Consider the following 22,590-nt stretch of genomic DNA (forward strand, 5'->3'; position numbering starts at 1 on the left):
GGGCGGCTAGCGCAGCCAGTTGGTTTTCGCCAGCTCAATCACTTCGTCGCCGCGTCCGCTGATGATGGCTCGCAGCATGTACAGGCTGAACCCCTTGGCCTGTTCCAGCTTGATTTCCGGCGGCATCACCAGCTCGTCCGTGGCGGTGACCACATCCAGCAGAACCGGGCCGTCGTGGGCGAAAGCTTCTTGCAGCGCAGCGTCCAGCTCGGAGGCTTTCTCCACGCGGATGCCCTTGACGCCGCAGGCGTTGGCGATCTCCGCGAAGTTGGGATTGTGCAGTTCGGTGCCGTCCGTCAGGAAGCCGCCCGCTTTCATCTCCATCGCCACGAATCCCAGCGCGCTGTTATTAAACACCACGATTTTCACCGGCAGTTTGAGCTGGGCGACGGAGAGAAAATCGCCCATCAGCATGGTGAAGCCCCCATCGCCGCTGAACGACACGACCTGCCGGTTAGGATCGACCGACTGCGCGCCCAGCGCCTGAGGCATCGCGCTGGCCATGGAGCCGTGGCTGAAGGAACCGATAAGACGGCGTTTGCCGTTCATTTTCAGATAACGCGCGGCCCAGACGGTCGGCGTGCCGACGTCGCAGGTAAAGATGGCGTCTTCGCTGGCATAGTGGCTGATCTGCTGGGCGAGATACTGGGGATGAATCTCCTGTTTGTCGTTCGGCTTCGCCAGATCGTCCAGCCCCTTGCGCGCGTCCGCATAGTGCTTCAACGCCTTATCGAGGAAGTGGCGGTCGTCCTTCTGATCCAATAACGGCAGTAGCGCCGTCAGGGTAGATTTGACGTCGCCCAGCAGCGCCATGTCCACGTGGCAGTGGGAGCCGATACTGCCGGGATTGATGTCGATCTGGATAATCTTGGCGTCCGTCGGATAGAACGCGCGGTAGGGAAACTGCGTGCCCAGCAGTAATACCATATCGGCATTCATCATCGCGTGGTAGCCGGATGAAAAGCCGATTAGCCCGGTCATACCGACGCTGTAGGGGTTGTCATATTCGATGTACTCTTTGCCCCTGAGCGCGTGAACGACCGGGGCCTGTAGCGTGGCCGCCAATTGCACGACATCATCATGCGCGTCCGCGCAGCCGTTGCCGCACATCAGGGTAATGTTTTTAGAGGCGTTCAGCAGCTCGGCCAGCTTGTGCAACTCACTGTCCACCGGCAGCACGCGCGGCGCGGGGATAGGATACCAGTCGGTCGATGCGTCTTCCGGCGCAGGCTTCAGCGCGATGTCGCCGGGCAGTACGATGACCGAAACGCCACGGTTGAGGACCGCTTTGCGCATGGCGATAGCCAGCACGTGCGGAAGCTGTTCAGGGTTGGAAATCAGTTCGCAGTAGTGGCTGCATTCTCGAAACAGTTCCTCCGGGTGCGTTTCCTGAAAATAGTTGCTGCCGATCTCGCTGGAAGGAATGTGCGCCGCGATGGCGAGAACCGGAACGTGGTTTCGATGGCAGTCGAACAGCCCATTAATCAGATGAAGGTTGCCGGGTCCGCAGGATCCGGCGCAGACGGCCAGTTCCCCGGTCAACTGCGCTTCGGCGCCTGCCGCGAAGGCGGCGACCTCTTCGTGACGGGTCGGCATCCAAGCAAGGGTGCCCATGCGGTTCAGGCTGTCGCTCAGCCCGTTCAGAGAATCGCCGGTGACTCCCCAAATACGTTTTACTCCGGCGCTTTCCAGCGTTTTTGCTACAAAATCGGCAACGGTTTGCTTCATACGCTTTCGCTCCTTACGACGATGTGGCATCTCTTCGATGGCGAAGTATCTCCAGAAAAGCGTAGCTGAATAACGTGCCGCTCGGGCGCGCCGGGGCGCTGAAAAGTGTGAACTGATGTTGTGATCGTAAGCCTGGCGTCGGGGGATGACGCAGGAGGTGATTGGGAAAACAAGACGGGAAGGGGGGCAACCCCTCCGCGTCCATTGGTTCGATATCGGTTAGCCGGGGACCTCGGCTTTGTCGCTTTGCGGCGCGTCCTCGGGCGCGGATTCCGCAGCGAACGGCGCGATGTAGCGCTGATAACGCGAGGGTTTGAGCTGCTGTAAGTCCACCAGTACCAGCCCGTCGATGCAGTTGTTGAAGTCCGGGTCGATGCCGAAGTCGATGAATTGCACGCCGCCGGTTTCACACAGTTCGGAATACTGTTTGTAAAGCGTCGGGATCGCGCAGCCCAGGTTGTTGAGCATACTCTTGAGACGCGTGAGATCTTCCTGATAGTCGGTGCCTTCGAACTGCTTCAGGACATCCGGCAACGACGCGGGGTAAGGGCGCCGGGACCGCGCCAGCGGCTGACGCGGCGGGAAATACAGCCGATAGAACGCCACCAGCAGGTCCCGGGCGGTGATGGGCAGCGTGCCGGACAGCGACACCGGGCCGAACAGATAACGATATTGCGGATAGCGCGCCACATAGGCGCCGATGCCCAGCCACAGATATTCCAGTCCCCGTTTTCCCCAATACTTGGGCTGAATGAAGCTGCGACCTAGCTCGATACCGCTGGCGAGTATCGTCTCCATCTCGCTGCCGTACTGAAACAGGCTGTGGCTATACAGCTGATGCGGGTCCTGATGGGCGGTGGTCGTGAAACGGTAGGCCCCCACGATATCGAGCTTCTCTTCATCCCACAGCACCAGATGCAGATAGTGGTCGTCAAAGTGATCCAGATCTCGCCGCATCCCGCAGCCTTCGCCGACGGCGCGGAAGGCGATCTCCCGCAGGCGCCCAAGCTCCCGCAGAATCGGCGAATAGTCTTCGTCTTTACGCTGATAGAGATAAATCGTTTTACCGTCTGGGGTGGTGCCCAGTACGTCGCATTCGGTCAGCGCCCGCTTCAGCCGCGACCGATCTTCCGGCAGCGCGATAGGCTTCTCACCGGAGAAGCAGCCCGGTTTGCCCTGACCCAGCCGGTAAACATGGCGGCGGAAACGGGCCGCCATATCGTTGGCCTGCCACTCTCCCTGGCTCCATGTCGCGTAAGGGATCTGCGGCCCGATACGCAGGCTGAGCTTATTGCCGCGCTGATGAAACATCTCTCTTACCAGCAGCAGCGTGGATAATGGGCGATAGATCAGCGACGAGAGGTAAAAAAGTCCGCTGTTGCGTCCCTTGATGTGGATGGGGACGATGGGAGCCCGCGCTTTGGCCGCCATCCGAATAAAGCCGCTGTGCCAGTGGCCGTCGCGGATCCCATGCAGGCTGATGCGCGAGACCTCGCCGGCGGGGAACAGGATGACGGCGCCATCCTGATTGAGATGAGTTTGGATGTGGGCGATTTGCTGACGGTTGGTGCGGTTGCTGAAGTTGTCGACGGAGAAGAACAGCGATTTCAGCGGTTCTACGTAGGAAAGCAGCTGGCTGGCGACGATGCGGACATCCGGCCTCACGCTGGCGACGTGCCGCAGCAAGGCGAGACCATCCAGCGAGCCGATGGGATGATTCGCCACCAGAACCACCGGACCGTGGCTAGGTATGTTTTCCAGATCGCCTTCAACCATTTCACAGTCGAGGTCGAAATAGTCCAGTATTTCTTCAACCAGATCGAGTCCCCGCAGGTGGGGATGACGTTGAGCGAACTGCTGCATCTCCTGCTCAAACAGCAGCGTTCGTAATACCGTGCGTTGCCAGGTTGGCGTGTGTCTATGCGGAGCCAGATCCTGCAATAAGGTGTCTAAGCTGAACATATTCGGATCTCCATGATCAACAAGAGTCACGGTAAGTGATAAAAATGACACATATATTTCAGATTAGATTAAACCGGTGATTTTGCTTTTTTCGCCGCGTGTTTGGGCCTCTTCTATGGCCGCAAAAATAGCGCTGTAAAGCGGTGGGATATTGAGCGTTTTATTTCGTCGAAAGCGTAGAAATAACACGCTGATGAAAGGGGAAATAATGTTTTGCGCGCCAATGCGGTTATTTCTTGCGTGAAAAGCACCGCCGTTAATAAAGGAATCAGGCGCTTTATTGTTGTGATAACAGGGTATTTTCACGCATCCGCCTGACGTGTGAATGAGGGTGGCGGATGCGTGACAGCGGCGCTATGGGGCTGTCGTACCGTAGGCGATTTTATTGATGTACCAGGTTTTTCTCCCGGTGGGCGTCGGAACGTCCGCCTCTTCGTCGACGCTTTTTTTCAGCAGCGCCCGGGCCATCGGCGCGTCGATGGAGATGTAGTCCTTACGGCCGTATATCTCGTCCGGGCCGACAATACGAAACAGCTTCACGTCGCCGTCTTCATTTTCTACCTCGACCCACGCGCCGAAAAAGACTTTGCCGTCCTGCTGCGGCGAGTAATCCACCACGCGCACCACCTGTAGGCGTTTGCGCAGGTAGCGGACGCGCCGGTCGATTTCACGCAGGAGCCGTTTGTTGTACTGGTAGTCGGCGTTTTCGCTACGGTCGCCCAGACTGGCGGCCCACGCGACTTTTTCTGTGATTTCCGGTCGGCGCTCTTTCCACAGGTAATTGAGTTCCTGATGCAGGGACTCGTATCCTTCACGGGTAATAAGATCGGTTTTCATACGTCTCGGTTAAAAATATATGTTATTAAATCTCGGTGTCACGACGGTCGTCTGTCAACGATAACGGAATTAATGTTGTCTATATGTCATGCTCTTCGAATATGGACAAAGGAAATGTTTGATTACAACGTATTTTTATATGGTTTGTAACAATTATGATTAGAATATATACCAGAAAAGATTGTCCAGTGTTTAACAAGTTTTGAACAATATCAACATAGGCGTTCATCCCGTCTTTGGAGAATAAAATGCAAGAGAACTACAAAATTCTGGTCGTTGATGACGATATGCGTCTGCGTGCGTTATTGGAGCGTTATTTAACCGAGCAAGGATTTCAGGTACGCAGCGTCGCCAACGCGGAACAGATGGACCGTCTGCTGACGCGCGAGTCCTTCCACCTGATGGTGCTGGACCTGATGCTGCCGGGCGAAGATGGCTTGTCTATCTGCCGTCGCCTGCGTAGTCAGAGCAACCCGATGCCGATCATCATGGTGACCGCGAAAGGGGAAGAGGTGGATCGCATTGTCGGGTTGGAAATCGGCGCGGACGNCTATATTCCGAAGCCGTTCAATCCACGTGAACTGCTGGCCCGTATTCGTGCGGTACTGCGCCGTCAGGCGAACGAACTGCCGGGCGCGCCGTCGCAGGAAGAGGCGATTGTCGCTTTCGGCAAGTTCAAGCTGAATCTGGGGACGCGCGAAATGTTCCGCGACGATGAGCCGATGCCGCTCACCAGCGGCGAATTCGCCGTATTGAAGGCGCTGGTCAGTCATCCGCGTGAGCCTTTGTCTCGCGATAAGCTGATGAATCTGGCCCGTGGTCGCGAATACAGCGCGATGGAACGTTCCATCGACGTACAGATTTCCCGCCTGCGCCGCATGGTCGAGGAAGATCCGGCGCACCCGCGCTATATTCAGACCGTCTGGGGTCTGGGCTACGTCTTCGTCCCGGACGGCAGTAAGGCATGAGACGCTGGCGCTTCTCTCCGCGCAGCTCCTTTGCCCGAACGCTGTTGCTGATCGTCACCCTGCTGTTCGTCAGCCTGGTGACCACCTATCTTGTCGTGCTGAACTTCGCCATCCTGCCGAGTTTGCAGCAGTTCAATAAGGTGCTGGCCTATGAGGTCAGGATGCTGATGACCGATAAGCTGCAGCTGGAAGATGGATCTACGCTGGAAGTGCCGCCGGCCTTTCGGCGAGAAATCTACCGGGAGCTGGGCATTTCGCTGTATACCAATGCCGCGGCGGAAGAGAGCGGGTTGCGCTGGGCGCAGCATTATCAGTTTCTGAGCCAGCAAATGGCGCAGCAGCTGGGCGGCCCGACGGAAGTGCGGGTCGAAGTCAGTAAAAATACCCCTGTGGTGTGGCTGAAAACCTGGCTGTCTCCCGACATCTGGGTGCGCGTGCCGCTGACCGAAATTCATCAGGGCGACTTCTCGCCGCTCTTCCGTTATACCCTGGCGATTATGCTGCTGGTGATTGGCGGCGCCTGGCTGTTTATCCGGGTGCAAAACCGACCGTTGGTGGAGCTGGAGCACGCAGCGTTACAGGTCGGGAAAGGCATTATCCCGCCGCCGCTGCGGGAGTATGGCGCGTCTGAGGTACGATCGGTGACCCGCGCCTTCAACCAGATGGCGGCAGGCGTCAAGCTTCTGGCGGACGATCGCACCCTGCTAATGGCGGGCGTCAGCCATGATTTGCGCACGCCGCTGACGCGCATTCGTCTGGCGACGGAGATGATGGATAAAGAGGATGAGTATCTGGCGGAGTCGATTAATAAAGATATCGAAGAGTGCAACGCCATCATTGAACAGTTCATCGACTATCTGCGCACTGGTCAGGAGATGCAGATGGAGATCGCCGACCTCAACAGTATTCTGGGCGAGGTGGTCGCTTCGGAAAGCGGTTATGAACGTCAAATCGACAGCGAGTTTTGGGAAGGTGAGCTGTTGGTCAATGCCAGCCCGCTTTCCATCAAACGCGCGGCGCTGAATCTGGTGGTCAACGCCACCCGTTACGGTAATGGCTGGATCCGCGTCAGCAGCGGCAGCGAACTTCAGCGTGCCTGGTTCCAGGTAGAGGACGACGGAGAAGGTATCGCTCCCGAGAACCTCAAACATCTGTTCCAGCCGTTTGTCCGCGGCGACAGCGCCCGTAGTACCAGCGGTACCGGCCTGGGACTGGCTATCGTGCAGCGCATCATTGACGCGCATCACGGTTCGCTGGAAGTGGGCAGCAGCGAACGCGGAGGACTGCTGGTCAGAGTCTACCTGCCGCTGACCTACGCCAGAACGGCCCTCGAACCGGCAGACACGGCGGATAATCTCCCCGGCGCCTGAAGATAATGGATTTCCCGCTATCGCCGGTTTCCCAACCGGCGACACCTCTGGGTTTTACACGTCGTTAAGCTCGCTTCCCGGTTAGTCCTCCCACTTCGTTGGAGGGCTTTGCTCGGGTGAGTGTAGAGCGCAAAAACAGCGAGCGTCATTTCGTCTCCCTGCATAGTCTCCCGGTAATCCCCCGGACTATTCAACGATTATCGAATGGGCTGGCATCGATCTTCGGCGGCGCGACGGCCTGTCCTTTGGATCAAAAAAAATGCCTGCGGTTGCAGGCATTCGTTGTGGTGGTCGCTGATGACGATCAGATCTTCGGACCGGCGGCGACCAGCGCTGCCCCTGCCGGGGTATCGGTGTATTTGTCGAAGTTGGCGATAAAGCGTTGAGCCAGATCTTCGGCATTCGCTTGCCACTGTGCGGCGCTCTCATAGGTGTCGCGCGGATCCAGAATTGATGGGTCCACGCCGGCCAACGCCGTTGGGACAGACAGATTGAAGATAGGCAGCGTTTTTGTTTCCGCCTCCTCAATGCTGCCATTCAGAATGGCGGCGATAATGCCCCGCGTATCCTTGATGGAAATGCGTTTGCCGGTGCCGTTCCAGCCGGTATTGACCAGGTAAGCCTGTGCGCCGGAAGCCTGCATCCTTTTCACCAACACTTCGGCATACTGCGTGGGATGCAGCGTGAGGAAGGCGGCGCCGAAGCAGGCGGAGAACGTTGGGGTTGGCTCGGTAATGCCGCGTTCCGTCCCGGCCAGTTTAGCGGTGAATCCGGACAGGAAGTGATACTGCGTCTGATCGGACGTCAGGCGAGACACCGGCGGGAGCACGCCGAACGCATCGGCGGTCAGGAAAATGACCTTGGTGGCATGGCCCGCTTTGGAAACCGGTTTGACGATATTAAGAATGTGATCGATCGGATAAGAAACCCGGGTGTTTTCGGTTTTCGATCCGTCGTCGAAGTCGATGCTGCCGTCCGCGCGCACGGTCACGTTTTCCAGCAGCGCATCACGCTTGATGGCGCCGTAAATATCCGGCTCGGCTTCCTGCGAGAGCCTGATGGTTTTGGCGTAGCAGCCGCCTTCAAAGTTAAAGACGCCGTCGTCGTCCCAGCCGTGTTCGTCATCGCCAATCAACTGGCGGTTAGGATCGGTGGACAGGGTGGTTTTACCCGTGCCGGAGAGGCCGAAGAAGACTGCGACGTCGCCCGCTTCGCCGACGTTGGCGGAGCAGTGCATGGAGGCGATGCCTTTTAGCGGGAGCAGGTAGTTCATGATGGCGAACAGCCCTTTCTTCATCTCGCCGCCGTACCACGTTCCGCCGATCAGCTGGATGCCTTCGGTAAGGTTAAAGGCAACAAAGTTCTCTGAATTGAGTCCTTGTTCCCGCCAGTTCGGATTGGTGCACTTCGCGCCGTTCAGCACGGTGAAGTCTGGGACGAAATCGCGCAGTTCGTCGTCGCTGGGACGAATAAACATGTTTTTGACGAAATGCGCCTGCCAGGCGACTTCGGTAATGAAGCGGACTTTCAGCCGGCTGTCGGGGTTGGCGCCGCAGTAGGCATCAACGACAAAGAGGCGTTTCCCGGAGAGCTGCTCGCCGACCAGCTGTTTCAACTGTAGCCAGACGTCCTGGCTGAGGGGATGGTTGTCATTCTTGCCGGTGCCCTGATCGGCCCACCAGACGGTATCGCGCGTCACGTCATCACGGACGATGTATTTATCTTTCGGGGAACGTCCGGTGAAAATACCGGTGTTGACGGCGACGGCACCCAGCTCAGTTTCGATGCCGCGTTCGTAACCTTCTAATGTAGGGGATGTTTCTTCTTCAAACAGTAAATCGTAGCTCGGGTTATAGACGAGTTCGCGGATGTCATGAATGCCGTAAGCGGAAAGCGCCTGTGACATCTGGCCGTTGATCTCCATGTGGCTACTCCTCAGTGGGTATTGTCCTACTGCCTATTAGTGTAGGGCCAGAGCTTATTTTAACTACGAGAACTATCATAAAATTAAATAAATTCTTTAATAACTTTGCTTATTCTTGTGACGTAAAAGTAATTAAAATGTGATATCGAGCACAGATTGAAAAGAAAGGGCGCCTGACGGCGCCCTCTTCATAGGCGGGATTAGTGCAGGTGGGTGCGTGAGGCGGACTGACGAATTTCGTTAATGTCGGCCGTGTTGAAGATGTAATGGCTACCGCAATAATCGCAATGCATGTCGATGTTGCCGTCCTGCGCCAGAATATCGTCCACTTCGCTTTCCGACAGCGTTAGCAGGGCGTTCTCACAGCGTTCGCGCGAGCAGTGGCAGTGGAAACTGACCGACTGCGGCTCATACACCGTTACCTCTTCCTGATGATACAGGCGATATAACACTTCGTTGGCTGGCAAAGAGAACAGTTCCTCGCCTTTCACGGTGGTCGTCAGCTGAGAGAGATGATCGAAGTCGTCTCGGTGACCTTCCTGGGCTGGCAGCACCTGCAGCAGCATACCGGCGGCGCAAGGTTTGCCTTCGTGCTCGCCGGTACGGATAAACAGGCGCGTCGGCAGCTGTTCTGACTGCAGGAAGTAGTTTTCCAGGCAGGCAGCCAGCGTGTCGCCTTCGAGGCCGACGACGCCCTGATAGCGCTCGCCTTCGGTTGGCGTGATGGTGATCACCAGATAGCCGTTGCCGATCATGTCGTGCAGCGAGCTTTCAGGGGCGATGTCTCCCTGCAAGCGAGCCACGCCGCGCATCTGCTGATCGTTGTTGCCATTGATGACGGCCAGTTTGAGCGGACCATCGCCCTGTAGCTGAACCGTGATGTCGCCGCTAAATTTCAGCGTGGCAGTCAGCAGGCTGGTGGCCACCAGCAGTTCGCCGAGCAGAGTTTGTACGGGGGCCGGGTATTCATGATTCTCCAGCACCTGCTGGAGCGTGTCGCTGACCGTAACCAGTTCACCGCGAACGGCGTGGCTTTCGAACAGGTAACGGTGCAATTGATCGTGTGTGGACATAATATTTTCTCGCGGCGACGGCGGGTTATTCCGCATCGCTGTATTTAAATTTAATCAAATCCCGGCGCTCTTTTTTATCTGGGCGACGGTCGGGGTGGGGCATGGACAGCGCGTTCATTTTTCTTGCCTGCGCCATTTTTTCCCGTTTTTCGATACTGACCTCGGTTTCCCGGTACATTGCCTGCGCCTGAGGCGCAGAACGGCGCTGCGCGCAGATTTCCTGGATCACGATAGTGCGTTCGTCGTTGCCCTGACGTAGTTTGAGCTCGGCATTCAGTTCGACCAGTTTGCTGGGCTTGCTGCGCTGACCGTTATAGTGAACCTTGCCGCCTTCAACCATATCGCGGGCGACGGCACGGGTTTTGTAAATCCGCGCCGCCCACAGCCACTTGTCCAGCCGGACCGCGGCGTTGTCTTCATGCTGGCTGGCTTTGCTCATACATGCTCCTCAAAAACCGGTTGCGCCTGTTAAGGCGGGGATCAGCGTCCGGTAATCGTTGGTCGCCGGATGACGATGGAACGTTTTTCCCTCGGGCAGACTGGAGTCCGGATTGCTGACGCCGAGACAGTAGCCGATTCCGAAGGTCTTGGCCGCGTCCAAAATGGGTTCGCTGTCATCCACAAACAAGGTTCTCGCCGGGTCGAATCCGATTTGAGTTTGTACCGCCTGCCATAAACGCTGATCTTCTTTCGGAAAGCCATAAGTATGGGTGGAAAGTAATAAATCAAGGTGCTGATCGAGTCCTGTGCGTTCAATTTTGACCGACAGGCTGTGCGGATGGGCGTTAGTCAGCAAAACCGTGTGGCGACCGCTATCCCTTAATGCACGAAGAAACGGCGCGGTATCGTCCCGCAGCCGGGCGCGTGAAGCGATGTCGCGCGTCATCTGACGTATATCCAGATCCAACTGCTGGCTCCAATAGTCGAAGCAGTACCAACTGAGCGTGTGCTGAACGGACTGATATTCGTGCGCCATCTGTTCTTTCGCTTCTTCCAGCGAAATGCCGCGCCTTTCGCTGAGTGATTGCGGCACCAACTGCAGCCAGAAATAGCTGTCGAAAGCGAGGTCAAGCAGGGTGCCGTCCATGTCCAGCAGCACGGTATCTATCTCATTCCAGTCGAGTTCGGAAATCATCATCACTCCGGCAAAGAGGCCATTGCCGCCGGAGGCGGCCGTCAGGCTGAGGGTGTCTGTACGCCAGTATACCGGTTTAAGGCTGATGATTTCACGACGGGCGAGAGGCGCTGCCGTGTAACGCTGGCGTAGCGGAGGTCTCCGGCGCCAGGTATCTGGCGTAATACTGTTGAATATCGGCAATACGCTGTTTGCTGCGGCGGTGTTTCATGACCAACTGCACGACGTTGATAATGAACACGCTCGTAAACAGCAGAAGCAGCACGCTGCTGCCGAGGTAACGCCACAGCGTGACCGCATCGGGTTCGCTGTGAAGGGAGATATGGCGTGTGCCGTTGGCGTCAAGCGCGATGGCCGTGATCACGCCACTGGCTTCGAACGAAGTGTGCAGCAGCATAGCGGACAAACGCTGCAATTCCTGCCACTGTTCCGCCGGTCGATACTCCGGCAACGGCGTCATCGGCTCTGGGTGGGTGACGAACTGGTTGCCTTCATCGCTACGGATTAGGAACCCGGCCGGCGGCGGACTGTTCAACGCATTGGTGGCGTTGCGAAGCTCCTGCAAATAAAAGTAGTCCGTGGCGTTGTTGACCAGAGTATCGAGCGTTTCGGCACTCACCGGGCGTAGTATGACGCTGGTGCCTTTCAGCGCGCCAGAGCTGGCGCGCCGCACCAAGACGTTCCAGCTTTTCACATTACCGAGGTTAATCAGCGCGTTCTTCAAACGCGTGCAGTCCTCTTCCTTTTCACACAAGTCTTCGGTTTTCAGCACGATGTCGGAAAAATCATTGAGCAGAATCATGCCGGACTTCTGGATCGCGCTGGCTAGCGGTGAGCTGGCCCCGTCGCCGCTCGTGGAGGGATGCAGCTGATCGTTAACCGTGGCGCGCAGGGCGATGGTTTTTTCGATGATATCGGATTCAGGCAGCGGTAGCGGGTCAGCTTTGTTCCAGTAGATGGCGGAACAGTCGAAGGGCTGGAAGGCCGACGTGCTGGGAGGCGTAGGGCCATGATCGACCGGTGGAACGTAACACATGCCGGTGCCGCGCACCTGCAAGGTATCACCGACATGGAGCGGCATCTTCTCCAGTTCGTCGACCTGCGTGACCTTGATGTTATTCGCGCCTTTGATCCAGGCGAGGCTGAGCTTGAGCGGTAGATCGAGCGGAACGTAGCTCAACAGCAGCAGCAGGCTGCACAGCGCGCCGCAGGCCAGCACCATATTTTTGCCGCGTTTCTGCAAGGGAAAGCGTTTCACTTCATTGTGCAGCGACAGATATTTTCCCTGCCGTACGACCTGCCGGTTCTGATAGATGTCCACATCGGTCTTTTTCCCTAAATCGTGACCGATATAAGGCTGCCAGTGCGGCGGATAAATCAGATCGATGTTCCCGAGAGAGATGTTGCCAAGACGGCCCTGATTCGACTCGCCGAAAAGCCCCAGACACTGTGGCGTGCCATTCAGGCAGTGAACGTCCTGCAGCTCCTTTTCCCGAGGCGCTCGAAATAGCTGCCAACAGCTCCATGCGGCCAGGATACAGGCGGTGCCCGCCAGCCAAGGTAGCACTGCCAGCGGGCTGTTGAGGCTGAAGACCAAAAGCAAAAAGGCGCAGCAAAGCACGGCGGCGTCTTTAAGCCCGCGAGAGCGGTGCGTGGCGTACTCTTCCCGCGTTTCCTTCCGCACGGAGAGCAGTTCGGTATGCTCGTTTTCTTCCGGAAGGATCGACGCATTGCCAATCGGCAGTTCGCGGTTGTTCGAGGAATCTCGGTTGTTGATATATTCCGTGATCGAGTGTCCGTTAAGCGAAATGACCAGCGGCATCGAACGTGTGGTGATGAGTTCGATCTCGTTATTTTGCGTGATGTATTGTTCCCAACTGGGAGGAAGGTGAACTTCTTGTGTATCAATGAAGTATCGCCATTTATTCGGCGCATCGGTGCTAAGCCCATAGCGGGTGATACTGTGTGTGATGGGATAAACACGGTTGCTGAGCAGAGAACGTGTCAGACGTGGGGAAGACGCCGACGCGGTAAGCGGCAGCGTATTGCCAGCGTCTTTCGACACCAAATATTGTTCTACAGCCTTGCGTTCCGTCGAGGTCAGCTGGCGATGTCCAGAGACTACGGGCAGGCGTTTAGCAAAAAGAAAACGACGATACATGCGATAGCCAATGAAACCCCCTACCGCAATCAGACAGGCTAACAATACAGACAATATGATGAGTATTGTACTCATATCATTACCATCCAATAGCGTCAGGTTTCCTCTGTTTTTTTTTGGATACTAACAAAGATACATAGGCTAAGTTACCCCATCTAGCTTTGCTGGCTGCCTTTGCTAACTGAATTTATATATTCTTGTCTTGATCCTTGGATGCTAACAAGGCCAGACATGAACAAAAATGAGGATAATCCTATTTTTTTTTCATTCAGGTGCCTCTTTGGTTTACATGAGTAAAGCTTATGTTTTTAAGGTGTTACAATGTTGTTGTTTTGGTATGGTAAAGTTGCAGGCGGCAACGCGATTGCCGCAAAATGCCCGTACCAACCATGCTGTGAAGCGTACCAGTATTTTTCCAAATATGCGGTCAGCGTCAGTCAATTTCCTCTGTAACCGGGGCTTCTATGGAAAATAACCTGCAAAAACCCAAAATTCTCGGGGTTGAAACCGTAGCCCGCTCGCGTCTGTTTAATGTTGAATCGGTGGATCTGGAGTTCAGCAACGGCGAGCGCCGCGTGTATGAACGGATGCGTCCTTCCGGCCGCGAGGCGGTAATGATAGTGCCGGTTATCGGCGATGACCTGCTGCTGATCCGCGAATACGCGGTCGGGATTGAACAGTATGAACTGGGCTTTCCCAAAGGGCTGATCGATGCGGGGGAAACGGTGTTTGAAGCGGCTGACCGCGAATTGAAGGAAGAAGTCGGATTTGGTGCGGAGCACTTCGAACTGCTGGCGACGTTGACGCTGGCCCCCTCCTATTTTTCCAGTCAGATGAACATCGTCATTGCCCGTGGGCTTTATCCTCAGCGCTTAGAGGGCGATGAGCCGGAGCCGTTGATCCCTGTCCGTTGGCCCCAGGCGCAGATGATGTCGCTGTTGCAGGAGCCGGATTTCCGCGAGGCTCGCAACGTCAGCGCGCTATTCCTGGCACACGCCCACCTCGTCTCGCCGTCTTCCCTGAAATAGCATCGCACTTCTGCAGGCAGGCGCGCTGGTCTCAGCGCACCTGCCTGATAGCGCAATTAGAATAACTCCTCGGATTGACCGCTGCCCTCGTCGTACAACGTCGTGCCGGAATCATGAGTCGCGTGCTGTGTCGGCTGCGTCCCGTCGATGAAGTACTCCTGACGACTGTTACCGCCTCCGTCTGACAGCATGCCCGTGCTGCGATCGATAGTGACGGTGGTAATGCCCGGCGGCGGCGAGGTTTTCTGCTCCGGTACGCCGCTCAGTGCGACTTTCATGAAGCTATCCCAGGCCGGTTGCGCGCTCTTGGCGCCCCCTTCGTATCCGGAAATCTGATCGCGGATCGCACCCGACAGCGTCGAACGCCCCAGATCGCGGCGATGATCGTCGAAGCCAATCCAGATGGACGTCACGATATTCGGCCCATAGCCGGAGAACCAGGCATCCTTGGAGTTGTTGGTTGTCCCAGTTTTCCCACCGATATCATGACGTTGCAGTACTTTTCCTGCGCGCCAGCCAGTCCCCATCCAGCCCGGTTCGCCGAAGACATTACTGTTCATGGCATCCTTGATAAGGAAAGCCAGCGGCGTGCTGATGACGTGCGGCGCATACGGCTGATTGGCTTGCCGTGCCGCTTCCGGCGGGGTAATTGGGTCGGGCTGCGGCGCGGCGTTGGGCTGTGGATGCTCCTGCGACGTGGCCACATTCTCCATTGAATCCGGAGACAGCTCCACGGAACGTTGGGTTTCGCCGTAAATTACCGGCAAATTACAGCTGTCGCAGACAATTTTCGGTGCGGCGGCGAACAGCGTATTACCGAAGTCATCGACGATCTTGCTGATGAAGTACGGATCGACCAAATAGCCGCCGTTCGTCATCACTGAATAGCCGCGAACCATCTGCAGCGGAGTGAATGCAGCCGCGCCCAGCGCCAGTGACTCGGTGTGTACGATGTTCTGCTGTGGAAAACCGAAGCGCTCCAGATAGTCAGCCGCATAGTCCACGCCCATCGCGCGCATCGCGCGTACCATCACGACGTTTTTCGACTGTCCGAGACCCTGACGAAGCCGGATGGGGCCGTCATACTGCGGCGGGGAGTTTTTCGGACTCCAGTCGGAACCGGCGCCCGGATCCCAGCGGGTAATAGGGGCGTCGTTTAGCAGGGTCGCGAGCGTCAGCCCTTTATCCATCGCCGCCGTGTAAAGGAACGGTTTAATGTTCGACCCGATCTGGCGCAAAGCCTGAGTGGCGCGGTTGAACTTGCTCTGGTTAAAGTCGAAGCCGCCCACCAACGCTAATACGGCGCCGTTGTTCGGGTCCAAAGACACCATGGCGGAATTGACGTCGGGCACCTGAGCCAACCACCAAACGTTGTCAACTTGGCGCACCCAGATCTGCTGGCCCGCCTGCAGGACGTCCGTCACGCGTCGCGGTATGGCTCCCTGCAAGTAGTCGGTTTTGAACGGGCGCGCCCAGCGTACGGTTTCCAGCGGCAGAACGACTTTTTCGCCTGAAGATAGGGTCGCGGTGGCCTGATCGGCGGCGGAGGCCGTGACTACCGCTGGCTGCAGTGGCCCGTAGACCGGCAGTTTTTTCAGGGTTTCAATGATTTTCTTTTCGGGCCAGGCCGGCATACCGACTTTCCACAATTCCTGGTCCGCGCCGCGGTAACCGTGGCGCATATCGTAGTCGATCACGTTGTTGCGCACGGCTTCATCAGCGGCCTGCTGAAGTTTCTGAGTAATAGTGGTGTAGACCTTGTAGCCGTCGTTATAGGCGCCGTCGCCATAACGTTTCACCATTTCCTGACGCACCATCTCCGCCATATAAGGCGCGGAGAAGGCGATTTTAGGCGCATGGTAGTCGGCGTCCAATTTCTCGCTTCGTGCCTGATCGTACTGGGCCCGAGTGATGTAGTTTTCATCCAGCATTCGTGACAAAACCACGTTGCGGCGAGCGAGCGCACGGTCGTAGGAGTAGAGCGGATTAAAGGTCGACGGCGCTTTGGGCAGGCCGGCGATCATCGCCATTTCTCCCAACGTCAGCTGATCCACCGTGCGGCCGAAATAGACCTGAGCCGCCGCGCCGACGCCGTACGCGCGATACCCCAGATAGATTTTATTGAGATACAGCTCGAGGATTTCATCCTTCGTCATCATCTGCTCGATGCGGATGGCGAGAAAGACCTCTTTGACCTTACGCAGCAGCGTGCGCTCAGGGCTTAAGAAGAAGTTACGCGCCAGCTGCTGAGTGATGGTGCTTGCGCCCTGGGACGCATGGCCCGACAGCATCGCAATTGATGCCGCACGCAGGATGCCCTGGGGGTCGATGCCGTGGTGTTCATAGAAGCGGCTATCTTCGGTGGCGATAAACGCGTGCACCAGCTCGGGCGGGATTTGGGATAGCTGCAACGGAATGCGGCGTTTCTCGCCAAATTGAGCGATGAGCTCGCCGTCGGCACTGTATACCTGCATCGGGGTTTGCAGACGAATGTCTTTGAGCGTCGCGACATCGGGTAACTGGGGCTCAATATAGCGATAAAGGCCATAGAGCGAGGCGGCTCCCAGCAGAATGCAAGTTACTGCAAGGATGAATAAATACTTTACGAGCTTCACCTGAGATTTTCCATTCAGTAGCGGTTGAATAGTTTATAAGCAATCGGGCGCTAAGTATAAAGGTAAGCCAGCGCTGAGAACACGTTCTTTTAGCTGACGATAAGGAGATCGAACATGGCTTACCACATCTGGCGGGTTGGATTGGATATACAAAATGGCGTCGTACGCGCTCTGGCGGTGCAACGTCGCCGCGAAGGCTGGCAACTGCGCCACTGGTGGCAATTACCGTTGCCGGGCGATACGTTACGCGCAGGTAGTCTACATGATCCAGACTCACTTTGTGAGGTGCTTCATCAATGGCGGCGGGAGTTGCCGCGCTTCATTTCTCTGCGCATCGCACTGCCGCCAGCGCTGATATTTCAACAGCGGATGGCGGCTCCCGATCCGCGCTTGCGCGAGCCGGAACGCAGCGGATATATCGAGAAGATGGCGTCGCGCACGCTCCCGGTGAGTCGGGAAGCGCTGACGTTGGACTATCGCGACGACCCGCATACAGCGGATACGGTGCTGGTGACGGCCGCCAGAAAAACAGCGCTGGCGGCATGGTTGTCCTGTCTGGCCAAAGCCGGTCTGAATGCCGACGTGGTGGATATCAGTCCCTGCGCTCTGCGCTGTGCTGCCAGACAGGTCGGGATTTCGCCCCATGCGCCGCTGTTGCACCGCTTCGAGGATAGCTGGCTGTGGATCTCGCCGGTCGGACAGCCGCTGCACTTTGGTACCTTCACTGCGCAAGACTCAGGCGAAGATGCCACGCTGCTCGACTATATCAGCGAGATAGACGAGCGTTTCCCGGCTTCTTCGCATTATCCGGTCTACCTGAGTTCGTCGGTCTCAAGTCCGGAGATCGGCAACACGGAACGCCTGATCCCTTGGTCGCCGCTGGCGGCGTTCAGCTATCAGCAACCGCCGTTGCCGACGGAGCCGTCGACGTTCGCCATCGCCGCCGGACTGGCGCTGCGTCCGGGGGATGACTGATGCCGGTTATCAATCTGCTTCCCTGGCGCCGCCGTCGGCTCATTCGGCGTGTTCGCCTATGGAGTTCGCTGTTGATCGTGCAACTGGCGGTTGCGGCGTTCGTTATCACGGGAGACTACCTGGCCTCTCAACGACGGCACGCGACGCTGACGCAGCGCATCACCCAGCTGCAATCAGCCAGGCAGGCATACGAGGCCCAGTATCAACGCGTTCTCCTGAGCACTCAGCAACAGGCGGTCGAACAGGTCCAGCAGACGTTGAGTGAGCAGGGGAAGAGACACAATCGGCGCTATCAGGAACTCTTGAAATATCTCCCTCGGCTGATGCCGGAGGCGTTGTGGCTGACGGAAATCAGCGACAGCGAGCGCGGCCTGTTGCTGTCGGGCGTGAGTCATCATTATCAGGCGATTGTCGATTTCTCCCGACGTCTGGCGGGAAAACCGCTGGCTGCGGCCCCCCAACTTCGGCAAACCCGTCGCCATTCGAAGGATGCGACGCTGCTGGAGTTCACTTTGCAATTGGGGAAAACGGAGAGTGTCCGTGGGACAACGCGGGTTGGGAGAAGAGAAAAATGAGGCATGTCTCCCCCCTCGTTTGTCGGTGGTTCAATACTCCGATGCGAACGTTGTTAACGACGCAGTGTGGACTGGTAGCGGCGCTATCGCTGGTGATTTGGGGCTCGGTAAATAGCGTATTGCGCCAGCAAACGGAGCTGTTGCAGGAACAGCGGCAAAGAGAGCAGAAGGCGGTCTCACAGTGGCAGAGAAGGCTGGCGGCATTGCCTGCTCCGGCCGAATTGCCGCCGGATTCAGAGGCGCGGCCGTTGGCGGAGAAGCATTTGGAACCGGGTGTCGCCTTACCCACGGAGGCGCTGCGGGCGTCCGGCGGACAGTTGATCGCCTGGTCCCCATTGTCTCCTGACGCCAATGAAAGCGACGACAGCGGATGGCTGCTGGTCTTCAATGCGGACTACGTGGGCATACGGCGCTTCATGACTCGGCTCAACGGTTCCACTGTCGTTCCCCGTATTGATCGACTGGTGATGACGCGGGGAGGGGAGGGCATCCGAACCGAGCTGCTGCTGCGTTCTCCCGTGCCGGAAACGGGAGAACAGCGATGACATTGGCGTCAGCGTTTTTCAACGGCAAATCGGGCATGGCGATGGCTTGCCTGTCGCTGGCACTGGCTTCGGGTGCCTCGCGGTCCTCTTCGCTGGTGTCAGAGAGAGAAAGGGATCCGTTTCAACCGCAGGCTGCGCCTTGCGCCATGTCGGCGTCCCCGAACCAGTGGCGGCTACAAGGGTTGATTGGCGATACGTCGCGCTGGGTGGGATGGGTAAAGCAGGCGGAAAATGGATGGCTGAGGGTGAGGTATGACGAGGCGATAACCCAAACTGAAGGCTTAAAGGCCCGGCTGGATCAAGCGCATGGAACGCTGCGGCTGTTTCCTTCAGAAGTCGATTGCCCGGTGTCGGAAATTCCGCTGTCTTCGTCGTTTCCTGACTGGTCACAAGGAGCTGTGCCATGAGGTTTTGTCACGTTTTGCGCATGCGAAAAGCAACATTTCGCTATGTGCTGCTGGTGTGTCTTTGCGTCAACCGACCTGTCATGGCGCAGGATGCGCTCCCGGTTTCGCTAGCCTTCGACGATGTCCCGGTCGCGCGCGTGTTACAAGCGCTGGCGGATCATCAGCGATTGAACCTTGTCGTCGCGCCCGGCGTGGAGGGTAACATCAGCTTGCAGTTGAATCACGTTCCCTGGCAGCAGGCGTTGGATATCACGCTAAAAATGGCCGATCTGACGTTGGAGAGGGAAGGCGATGTGCTGATGGTGTACACCCGCGGGAAGATCTTGGACATGCCGCAGGCGGAGCGGGAAGCTCAGAATGCGGAGCCTCTGAAAAATGCGTCTCTAATGCTGCAGTACGCGGAGGCGAGCGACGTTGCCGCCGGTTTACAGGGGCAACGCGGCACGCTATTGAGTGAACGCGGTCGGGTGACGGCGGATAAACGCACCAATACGTTGCTGATAAGGGACGAAGCGGCGGCGGTAGCGGAGATTGAAGCCTGGATCCGAGAAATGGATAAACCGCTGGCTCAGGTGCAACTGACGGCTCACATCGTGACGATAGGCAGCGAACAGCTGGAATCGTTGGGAGTGAACTGGGGNCTGGGTGAGCGCGTGGGACCAGGTAAAGGCCTTAGCGTGAATCACTTTAATATCGATCTGCCGGTGACGACGCCCGCGATTAAGGCGGGCATTCATCTCGCCCGACTTGACGGCCGACTGCTCGATCTGGAGCTACAGGCGCTGGAACAGGAAAACGCGGTCGAGATTATTGCCAGTCCGCGGCTGTTCACCGCGCACCGGCAGACGGCCAGCATCAAGCAGGGGACGGAGATCCCCTATCAGGTGTCGAGCGGAGCGAGTGGTTCGACGTCGATAGAGTTTAAAGAAGCGGTATTAGGTATGGAGGTGACGCCACGAGTTCTGCCCCAAAACCGGATCAGCCTGAATCTGCTTATCAGCCAAAACATGCCGGGAAGAGCCATCAAACAGGGGGAAGGAGAAATACTGGCGATTGATAAGCAGGAAATTCAAACGCAGGTCACGGTCACCGATGGTGAAACAATTGTTTTAGGCGGTATTTTTCAGCAGCAGAAAAATCAGGCTGAAAATCGCGTGCCCGGACTGGGTCAGTTGCCAGTCGTCGGCGGGCTGTTTAAAAGCCGCAGTCAGCAAAACACACGGCGCGAGCTGGTGATCTTCATCACGCCGACGCTTATTCACGACGCGCCACAGACCGAGTTATAGCTTTCTCGGTGGTAGTGAGGGAAAACTGCGCATTTTATCAATAATTCCCTTCACCGTTTGACGATGCGGCGGTTTTAGCATACAAGGATTAGCGAATTGAGTACTGAAGTGTCGTTCCACCGGCGATGACGATAACTTACATCATCCTTGTTTGGATAATGTGAAATTTTATTAGGTTGCCAAACTACCCTGAGTATTGAGATAATTTTTCGTCTGATTCTCGCACTATCGCTCATGAGGTTTCAGTTTAGGTTCCGCCGCAGGTTACATGGCGGGGCGGGTTATCATTAACGAATTTCTTAGTAATACCAAAAAAATGGCAGAGAAACGCAATATCTTTCTGGTTGGGCCTATGGGTGCCGGCAAAAGCACTATTGGCCGTCAGTTAGCTCAGCAACTCAACATGGAGTTCTTCGACTCCGATCAAGAAATTGAGCGACGTACCGGGGCTGATGTGGGCTGGGTATTTGATGTGGAAGGCGAAGAAGGCTTCCGCGAGCGCGAAGAGAAAGTCATTAATGAATTGACGGAGAAACAAGGGATCGTGCTGGCAACCGGCGGCGGTTCGGTAAAAACACGCGAAACCCGCAATCGCCTTTCTGCGCGAGGCGTTGTTGTGTACCTGGAAACCACCATCGAGAAGCAGTTAGCTCGCACTCAGCGTGATAAAAAGCGCCCATTGTTGCAGGTTGAGGCCCCTCCGCGCGAAGTACTGGAAGCGTTAGCGAGAGAACGTAATCCACTGTACGAAGAAATCGCAGACATCACGATTCGCACCGATGAACAAAGCGCCAAGGTAGTTGCTAACCAGATCATCAGCATGCTGGAAAACAACTGATTTTGTATAGCCGCCTGCACTCTACGGGCTTCCGACAGGTCATGGAACGCGCATGGAAAGAATTATCGTCACTCTCGGGGAACGCAGTTATCCCATTACGATAGCCGCTGGATTATTCAGCAACGCAGACTCTTTTTTGCCGTTAAAAGCGGGCGATCAGGTTATGTTGGTGACCAATGATACATTGGCGCCGCTCTACCTGGACGCCGTGCGGACCGTTCTGGAAAATGTAGGGGTGCGGGTTGATCAGGTGATTCTTCCCGACGGAGAGAAGTACAAATCTCTGACGATACTTGATCAGGTCTTCTCCGCGCTATTGGAGAAGCCCCATGGCAGGGACACCACGTTGGTGGCGCTGGGCGGCGGAGTTATCGGTGATTTGACCGGTTTCGCAGCGGCCTGCTATCAGCGCGGCGTTCGCTTCATTCAGGTTCCTACCTCTCTCTTGGCTCAGGTAGATTCATCCGTTGGCGGTAAAACCGCGGTGAATCATCCCTTAGGCAAAAACATGATTGGCGCTTTCTATCAGCCGGCCTCCGTCGTGATAGATATCGACTGTCTGAAAACGCTGCCTGCCAACGAACTCTCTTCCGGTCTGGCCGAAGTCATCAAATACGGCATCGTATTCGACAGCGACTTTTTCGCCTGGCTGGAAACACATATCGACGCAGTGCGCGCGTTGGAAAACGCCCCAGTGGCCTACTGCATTCGACGCTGCTGTGAACTCAAGGCAGAAGTCGTCGCGGCTGATGAACGTGAAAACGGCCTGCGCGCCTTACTGAATTTAGGCCACACTTACGGCCATGCTATCGAAGCGGAAATGGGCTACGGCAACTGGCTGCATGGCGAAGCGGTGGCGGTAGGTACGGTCATGGCCGCTCAGGCCGCATATCGTCTTGGCCTGCTGGGTTCGGCAGAGGTTGATCGCATCAAGGCGTTATTGACGCGCGCCGGACTGCCGATCACGGGGCCGGCTTCAATGACTCCCGAGTCTTATCTGCCGCATATGATGCGCGATAAAAAAGTATTGGGTGGCGAGCTACGTCTGATATTGCCTATGGCTATCGGCCAGGCTGAAATACGCAGCGGCGTCGCCCATGATGTGGTTCTGGCTTCCATTGCTGATTGCCTTCCCTGACATAGACTTAGTGAGAAGTCTCCCT

At 56.6% G+C, this 22,590-nt stretch carries 20 protein-coding genes; 10 read left to right on the forward strand and 10 right to left on the reverse strand.

Annotated elements, in window-relative coordinates; all coding sequences use genetic code 11:
• Positions 1–6: 6 nt before the first annotated feature.
• The 4 genes from poxB to greB form a co-directional block, all read right to left on the reverse strand.
• Complete coding sequence (poxB, locus tag SB13_RS15895; protein ID WP_026741290.1) at positions 7–1,728, reverse strand: ubiquinone-dependent pyruvate dehydrogenase; 1,722 nt, start codon at positions 1,726–1,728, stop codon at positions 7–9.
• Between the two features lie 219 nt (positions 1,729–1,947).
• A complete protein-coding gene (gene olsF, locus SB13_RS15900; RefSeq protein WP_051616386.1) occupies positions 1,948–3,690 on the reverse strand; it encodes a bifunctional ornithine lipid synthase OlsF in 1,743 nt (580 codons plus the stop codon).
• 63 nt (positions 3,691–3,753) lie between these two features.
• Positions 3,754–3,996 carry a hypothetical protein gene (locus SB13_RS15905; RefSeq protein ID WP_026741291.1) on the reverse strand — a complete coding sequence of 81 codons (243 nt, stop codon included), beginning with the start codon at positions 3,994–3,996 and terminating at the stop codon, positions 3,754–3,756.
• Between the two features lie 48 nt (positions 3,997–4,044).
• Entirely contained in the window at positions 4,045–4,527 is a 483-nt protein-coding gene (greB, locus tag SB13_RS15910; protein ID WP_026741292.1) for a transcription elongation factor GreB, read from the reverse strand.
• A 248-nt stretch (positions 4,528–4,775) separates the two neighbouring features.
• On the opposite strand from greB, the gene ompR reads away from it, so the two are divergent.
• Positions 4,776–5,495, forward strand: coding sequence for an osmolarity response regulator transcription factor OmpR (ompR, locus tag SB13_RS15915; RefSeq protein WP_026741293.1), 720 nt, complete (start codon positions 4,776–4,778; stop codon positions 5,493–5,495).
• Positions 5,492–6,865, forward strand: coding sequence for a two-component system sensor histidine kinase EnvZ (envZ, locus tag SB13_RS15920; RefSeq protein WP_051619136.1), 1,374 nt, complete (start codon positions 5,492–5,494; stop codon positions 6,863–6,865). The genes ompR and envZ overlap by 4 nt, the downstream gene beginning before the upstream one ends.
• A gap of 304 nt (positions 6,866–7,169) precedes the next feature.
• Here envZ and pckA read toward each other — a convergent pair whose 3' ends face one another.
• From pckA to SB13_RS15945, 5 genes are all read right to left on the reverse strand, one after another.
• Complete coding sequence (gene pckA, locus SB13_RS15925; RefSeq protein WP_026741294.1) at positions 7,170–8,789, reverse strand: phosphoenolpyruvate carboxykinase (ATP); 1,620 nt, start codon at positions 8,787–8,789, stop codon at positions 7,170–7,172.
• A gap of 200 nt (positions 8,790–8,989) precedes the next feature.
• Positions 8,990–9,862, reverse strand: a complete 873-nt coding sequence (gene hslO / locus SB13_RS15930; RefSeq protein WP_026741295.1) for an Hsp33 family molecular chaperone HslO — start codon at positions 9,860–9,862, stop codon at positions 8,990–8,992.
• 25 nt (positions 9,863–9,887) lie between these two features.
• Entirely contained in the window at positions 9,888–10,301 is a 414-nt protein-coding gene (hslR, locus tag SB13_RS15935) for a ribosome-associated heat shock protein Hsp15 (RefSeq protein ID WP_026741296.1), read from the reverse strand.
• A 9-nt stretch (positions 10,302–10,310) separates the two neighbouring features.
• On the reverse strand, positions 10,311–10,997 hold the full coding sequence (gene yrfG / locus SB13_RS15940; protein WP_026741297.1) for a GMP/IMP nucleotidase: 687 nt from the start codon (positions 10,995–10,997) through the stop codon (positions 10,311–10,313).
• Between the two features lie 91 nt (positions 10,998–11,088).
• A complete protein-coding gene (locus SB13_RS15945) occupies positions 11,089–13,233 on the reverse strand; it encodes an intracellular growth attenuator family protein (protein ID WP_026741298.1) in 2,145 nt (714 codons plus the stop codon).
• A gap of 389 nt (positions 13,234–13,622) precedes the next feature.
• Between SB13_RS15945 and nudE the strand changes: the two genes are divergently transcribed.
• Positions 13,623–14,186, forward strand: coding sequence for an ADP compounds hydrolase NudE (gene nudE / locus SB13_RS15950; protein WP_026741299.1), 564 nt, complete (start codon positions 13,623–13,625; stop codon positions 14,184–14,186).
• Between the two features lie 56 nt (positions 14,187–14,242).
• Here nudE and mrcA read toward each other — a convergent pair whose 3' ends face one another.
• Positions 14,243–16,801: a peptidoglycan glycosyltransferase/peptidoglycan DD-transpeptidase MrcA gene (gene mrcA / locus SB13_RS15955; protein ID WP_026741300.1), complete on the reverse strand. Its 2,559-nt coding sequence runs from the start codon at positions 16,799–16,801 to the stop codon at positions 14,243–14,245.
• A gap of 114 nt (positions 16,802–16,915) precedes the next feature.
• Here mrcA and pilM point away from each other — a divergent pair, with 114 nt between their 5' ends.
• The 7 genes from pilM to aroB all read left to right on the forward strand — a co-directional run bounded on the left by pilM (position 16,916) and on the right by aroB (position 22,565).
• Entirely contained in the window at positions 16,916–17,776 is an 861-nt protein-coding gene (pilM, locus tag SB13_RS15960; protein ID WP_026741301.1) for a type IV pilus biogenesis protein PilM, read from the forward strand.
• On the forward strand, positions 17,776–18,351 hold the full coding sequence (locus tag SB13_RS15965) for a PilN domain-containing protein (protein ID WP_051616390.1): 576 nt from the start codon (positions 17,776–17,778) through the stop codon (positions 18,349–18,351). Before pilM ends, SB13_RS15965 begins: the two co-directional genes overlap by 1 nt.
• 41 nt (positions 18,352–18,392) lie before the next feature.
• The gene (locus SB13_RS15970; protein ID WP_026741302.1) at positions 18,393–18,896 is read left to right on the forward strand and encodes a hypothetical protein; all 504 of its coding nucleotides are present in this window, start codon (positions 18,393–18,395) and stop codon (positions 18,894–18,896) included.
• A complete protein-coding gene (locus SB13_RS15975) occupies positions 18,893–19,303 on the forward strand; it encodes a HofP DNA utilization family protein (protein ID WP_051616391.1) in 411 nt (136 codons plus the stop codon). Before SB13_RS15970 ends, SB13_RS15975 begins: the two co-directional genes overlap by 4 nt.
• Before the next feature lie 20 nt (positions 19,304–19,323).
• On the forward strand, positions 19,324–20,589 hold the full coding sequence (gene hofQ / locus SB13_RS15980; protein ID WP_026741303.1) for a DNA uptake porin HofQ: 1,266 nt from the start codon (positions 19,324–19,326) through the stop codon (positions 20,587–20,589).
• A 316-nt stretch (positions 20,590–20,905) separates the two neighbouring features.
• Entirely contained in the window at positions 20,906–21,427 is a 522-nt protein-coding gene (aroK, locus tag SB13_RS15985) for a shikimate kinase AroK (protein ID WP_026741304.1), read from the forward strand.
• A gap of 52 nt (positions 21,428–21,479) precedes the next feature.
• Positions 21,480–22,565 carry a 3-dehydroquinate synthase gene (aroB, locus tag SB13_RS15990; protein ID WP_026741305.1) on the forward strand — a complete coding sequence of 362 codons (1,086 nt, stop codon included), beginning with the start codon at positions 21,480–21,482 and terminating at the stop codon, positions 22,563–22,565.
• Positions 22,566–22,590 lie beyond the last annotated feature (25 nt).

The sequence above is a fragment of the Lonsdalea quercina subsp. quercina genome (genome assembly GCF_000688695.1).
GTDB classification, from domain to species: domain Bacteria; phylum Pseudomonadota; class Gammaproteobacteria; order Enterobacterales; family Enterobacteriaceae; genus Lonsdalea; species Lonsdalea quercina_D.

Coding starts and splice junctions, on each gene's coding strand:
- poxB (WP_026741290.1), bottom strand. CDS start 1,728: ATGAAGCAAACCGTTGCCGATTTTGTAGCAAAAACGCTGGAAAGCGCC.
- olsF (WP_051616386.1), bottom strand. CDS start 3,690: ATGTTCAGCTTAGACACCTTATTGCAGGATCTGGCTCCGCATAGACAC.
- greB (WP_026741292.1), bottom strand. CDS start 4,527: ATGAAAACCGATCTTATTACCCGTGAAGGATACGAGTCCCTGCATCAG.
- envZ (WP_051619136.1), top strand. CDS start 5,492: ATGAGACGCTGGCGCTTCTCTCCGCGCAGCTCCTTTGCCCGAACGCTG.
- pckA (WP_026741294.1), bottom strand. CDS start 8,789: ATGGAGATCAACGGCCAGATGTCACAGGCGCTTTCCGCTTACGGCATT.
- hslO (WP_026741295.1), bottom strand. CDS start 9,862: ATGTCCACACACGATCAATTGCACCGTTACCTGTTCGAAAGCCACGCC.
- hslR (WP_026741296.1), bottom strand. CDS start 10,301: ATGAGCAAAGCCAGCCAGCATGAAGACAACGCCGCGGTCCGGCTGGAC.
- yrfG (WP_026741297.1), bottom strand. CDS start 10,997: ATGATTTCCGAACTCGACTGGAATGAGATAGATACCGTGCTGCTGGAC.
- SB13_RS15945 (WP_026741298.1), bottom strand. CDS start 13,233: ATGAGTACAATACTCATCATATTGTCTGTATTGTTAGCCTGTCTGATT.
- nudE (WP_026741299.1), top strand. CDS start 13,623: ATGGAAAATAACCTGCAAAAACCCAAAATTCTCGGGGTTGAAACCGTA.
- pilM (WP_026741301.1), top strand. CDS start 16,916: ATGGCTTACCACATCTGGCGGGTTGGATTGGATATACAAAATGGCGTC.
- SB13_RS15965 (WP_051616390.1), top strand. CDS start 17,776: ATGCCGGTTATCAATCTGCTTCCCTGGCGCCGCCGTCGGCTCATTCGG.
- SB13_RS15970 (WP_026741302.1), top strand. CDS start 18,393: ATGCGAACGTTGTTAACGACGCAGTGTGGACTGGTAGCGGCGCTATCG.
- SB13_RS15975 (WP_051616391.1), top strand. CDS start 18,893: ATGACATTGGCGTCAGCGTTTTTCAACGGCAAATCGGGCATGGCGATG.
- aroK (WP_026741304.1), top strand. CDS start 20,906: ATGGCAGAGAAACGCAATATCTTTCTGGTTGGGCCTATGGGTGCCGGC.
- aroB (WP_026741305.1), top strand. CDS start 21,480: ATGGAAAGAATTATCGTCACTCTCGGGGAACGCAGTTATCCCATTACG.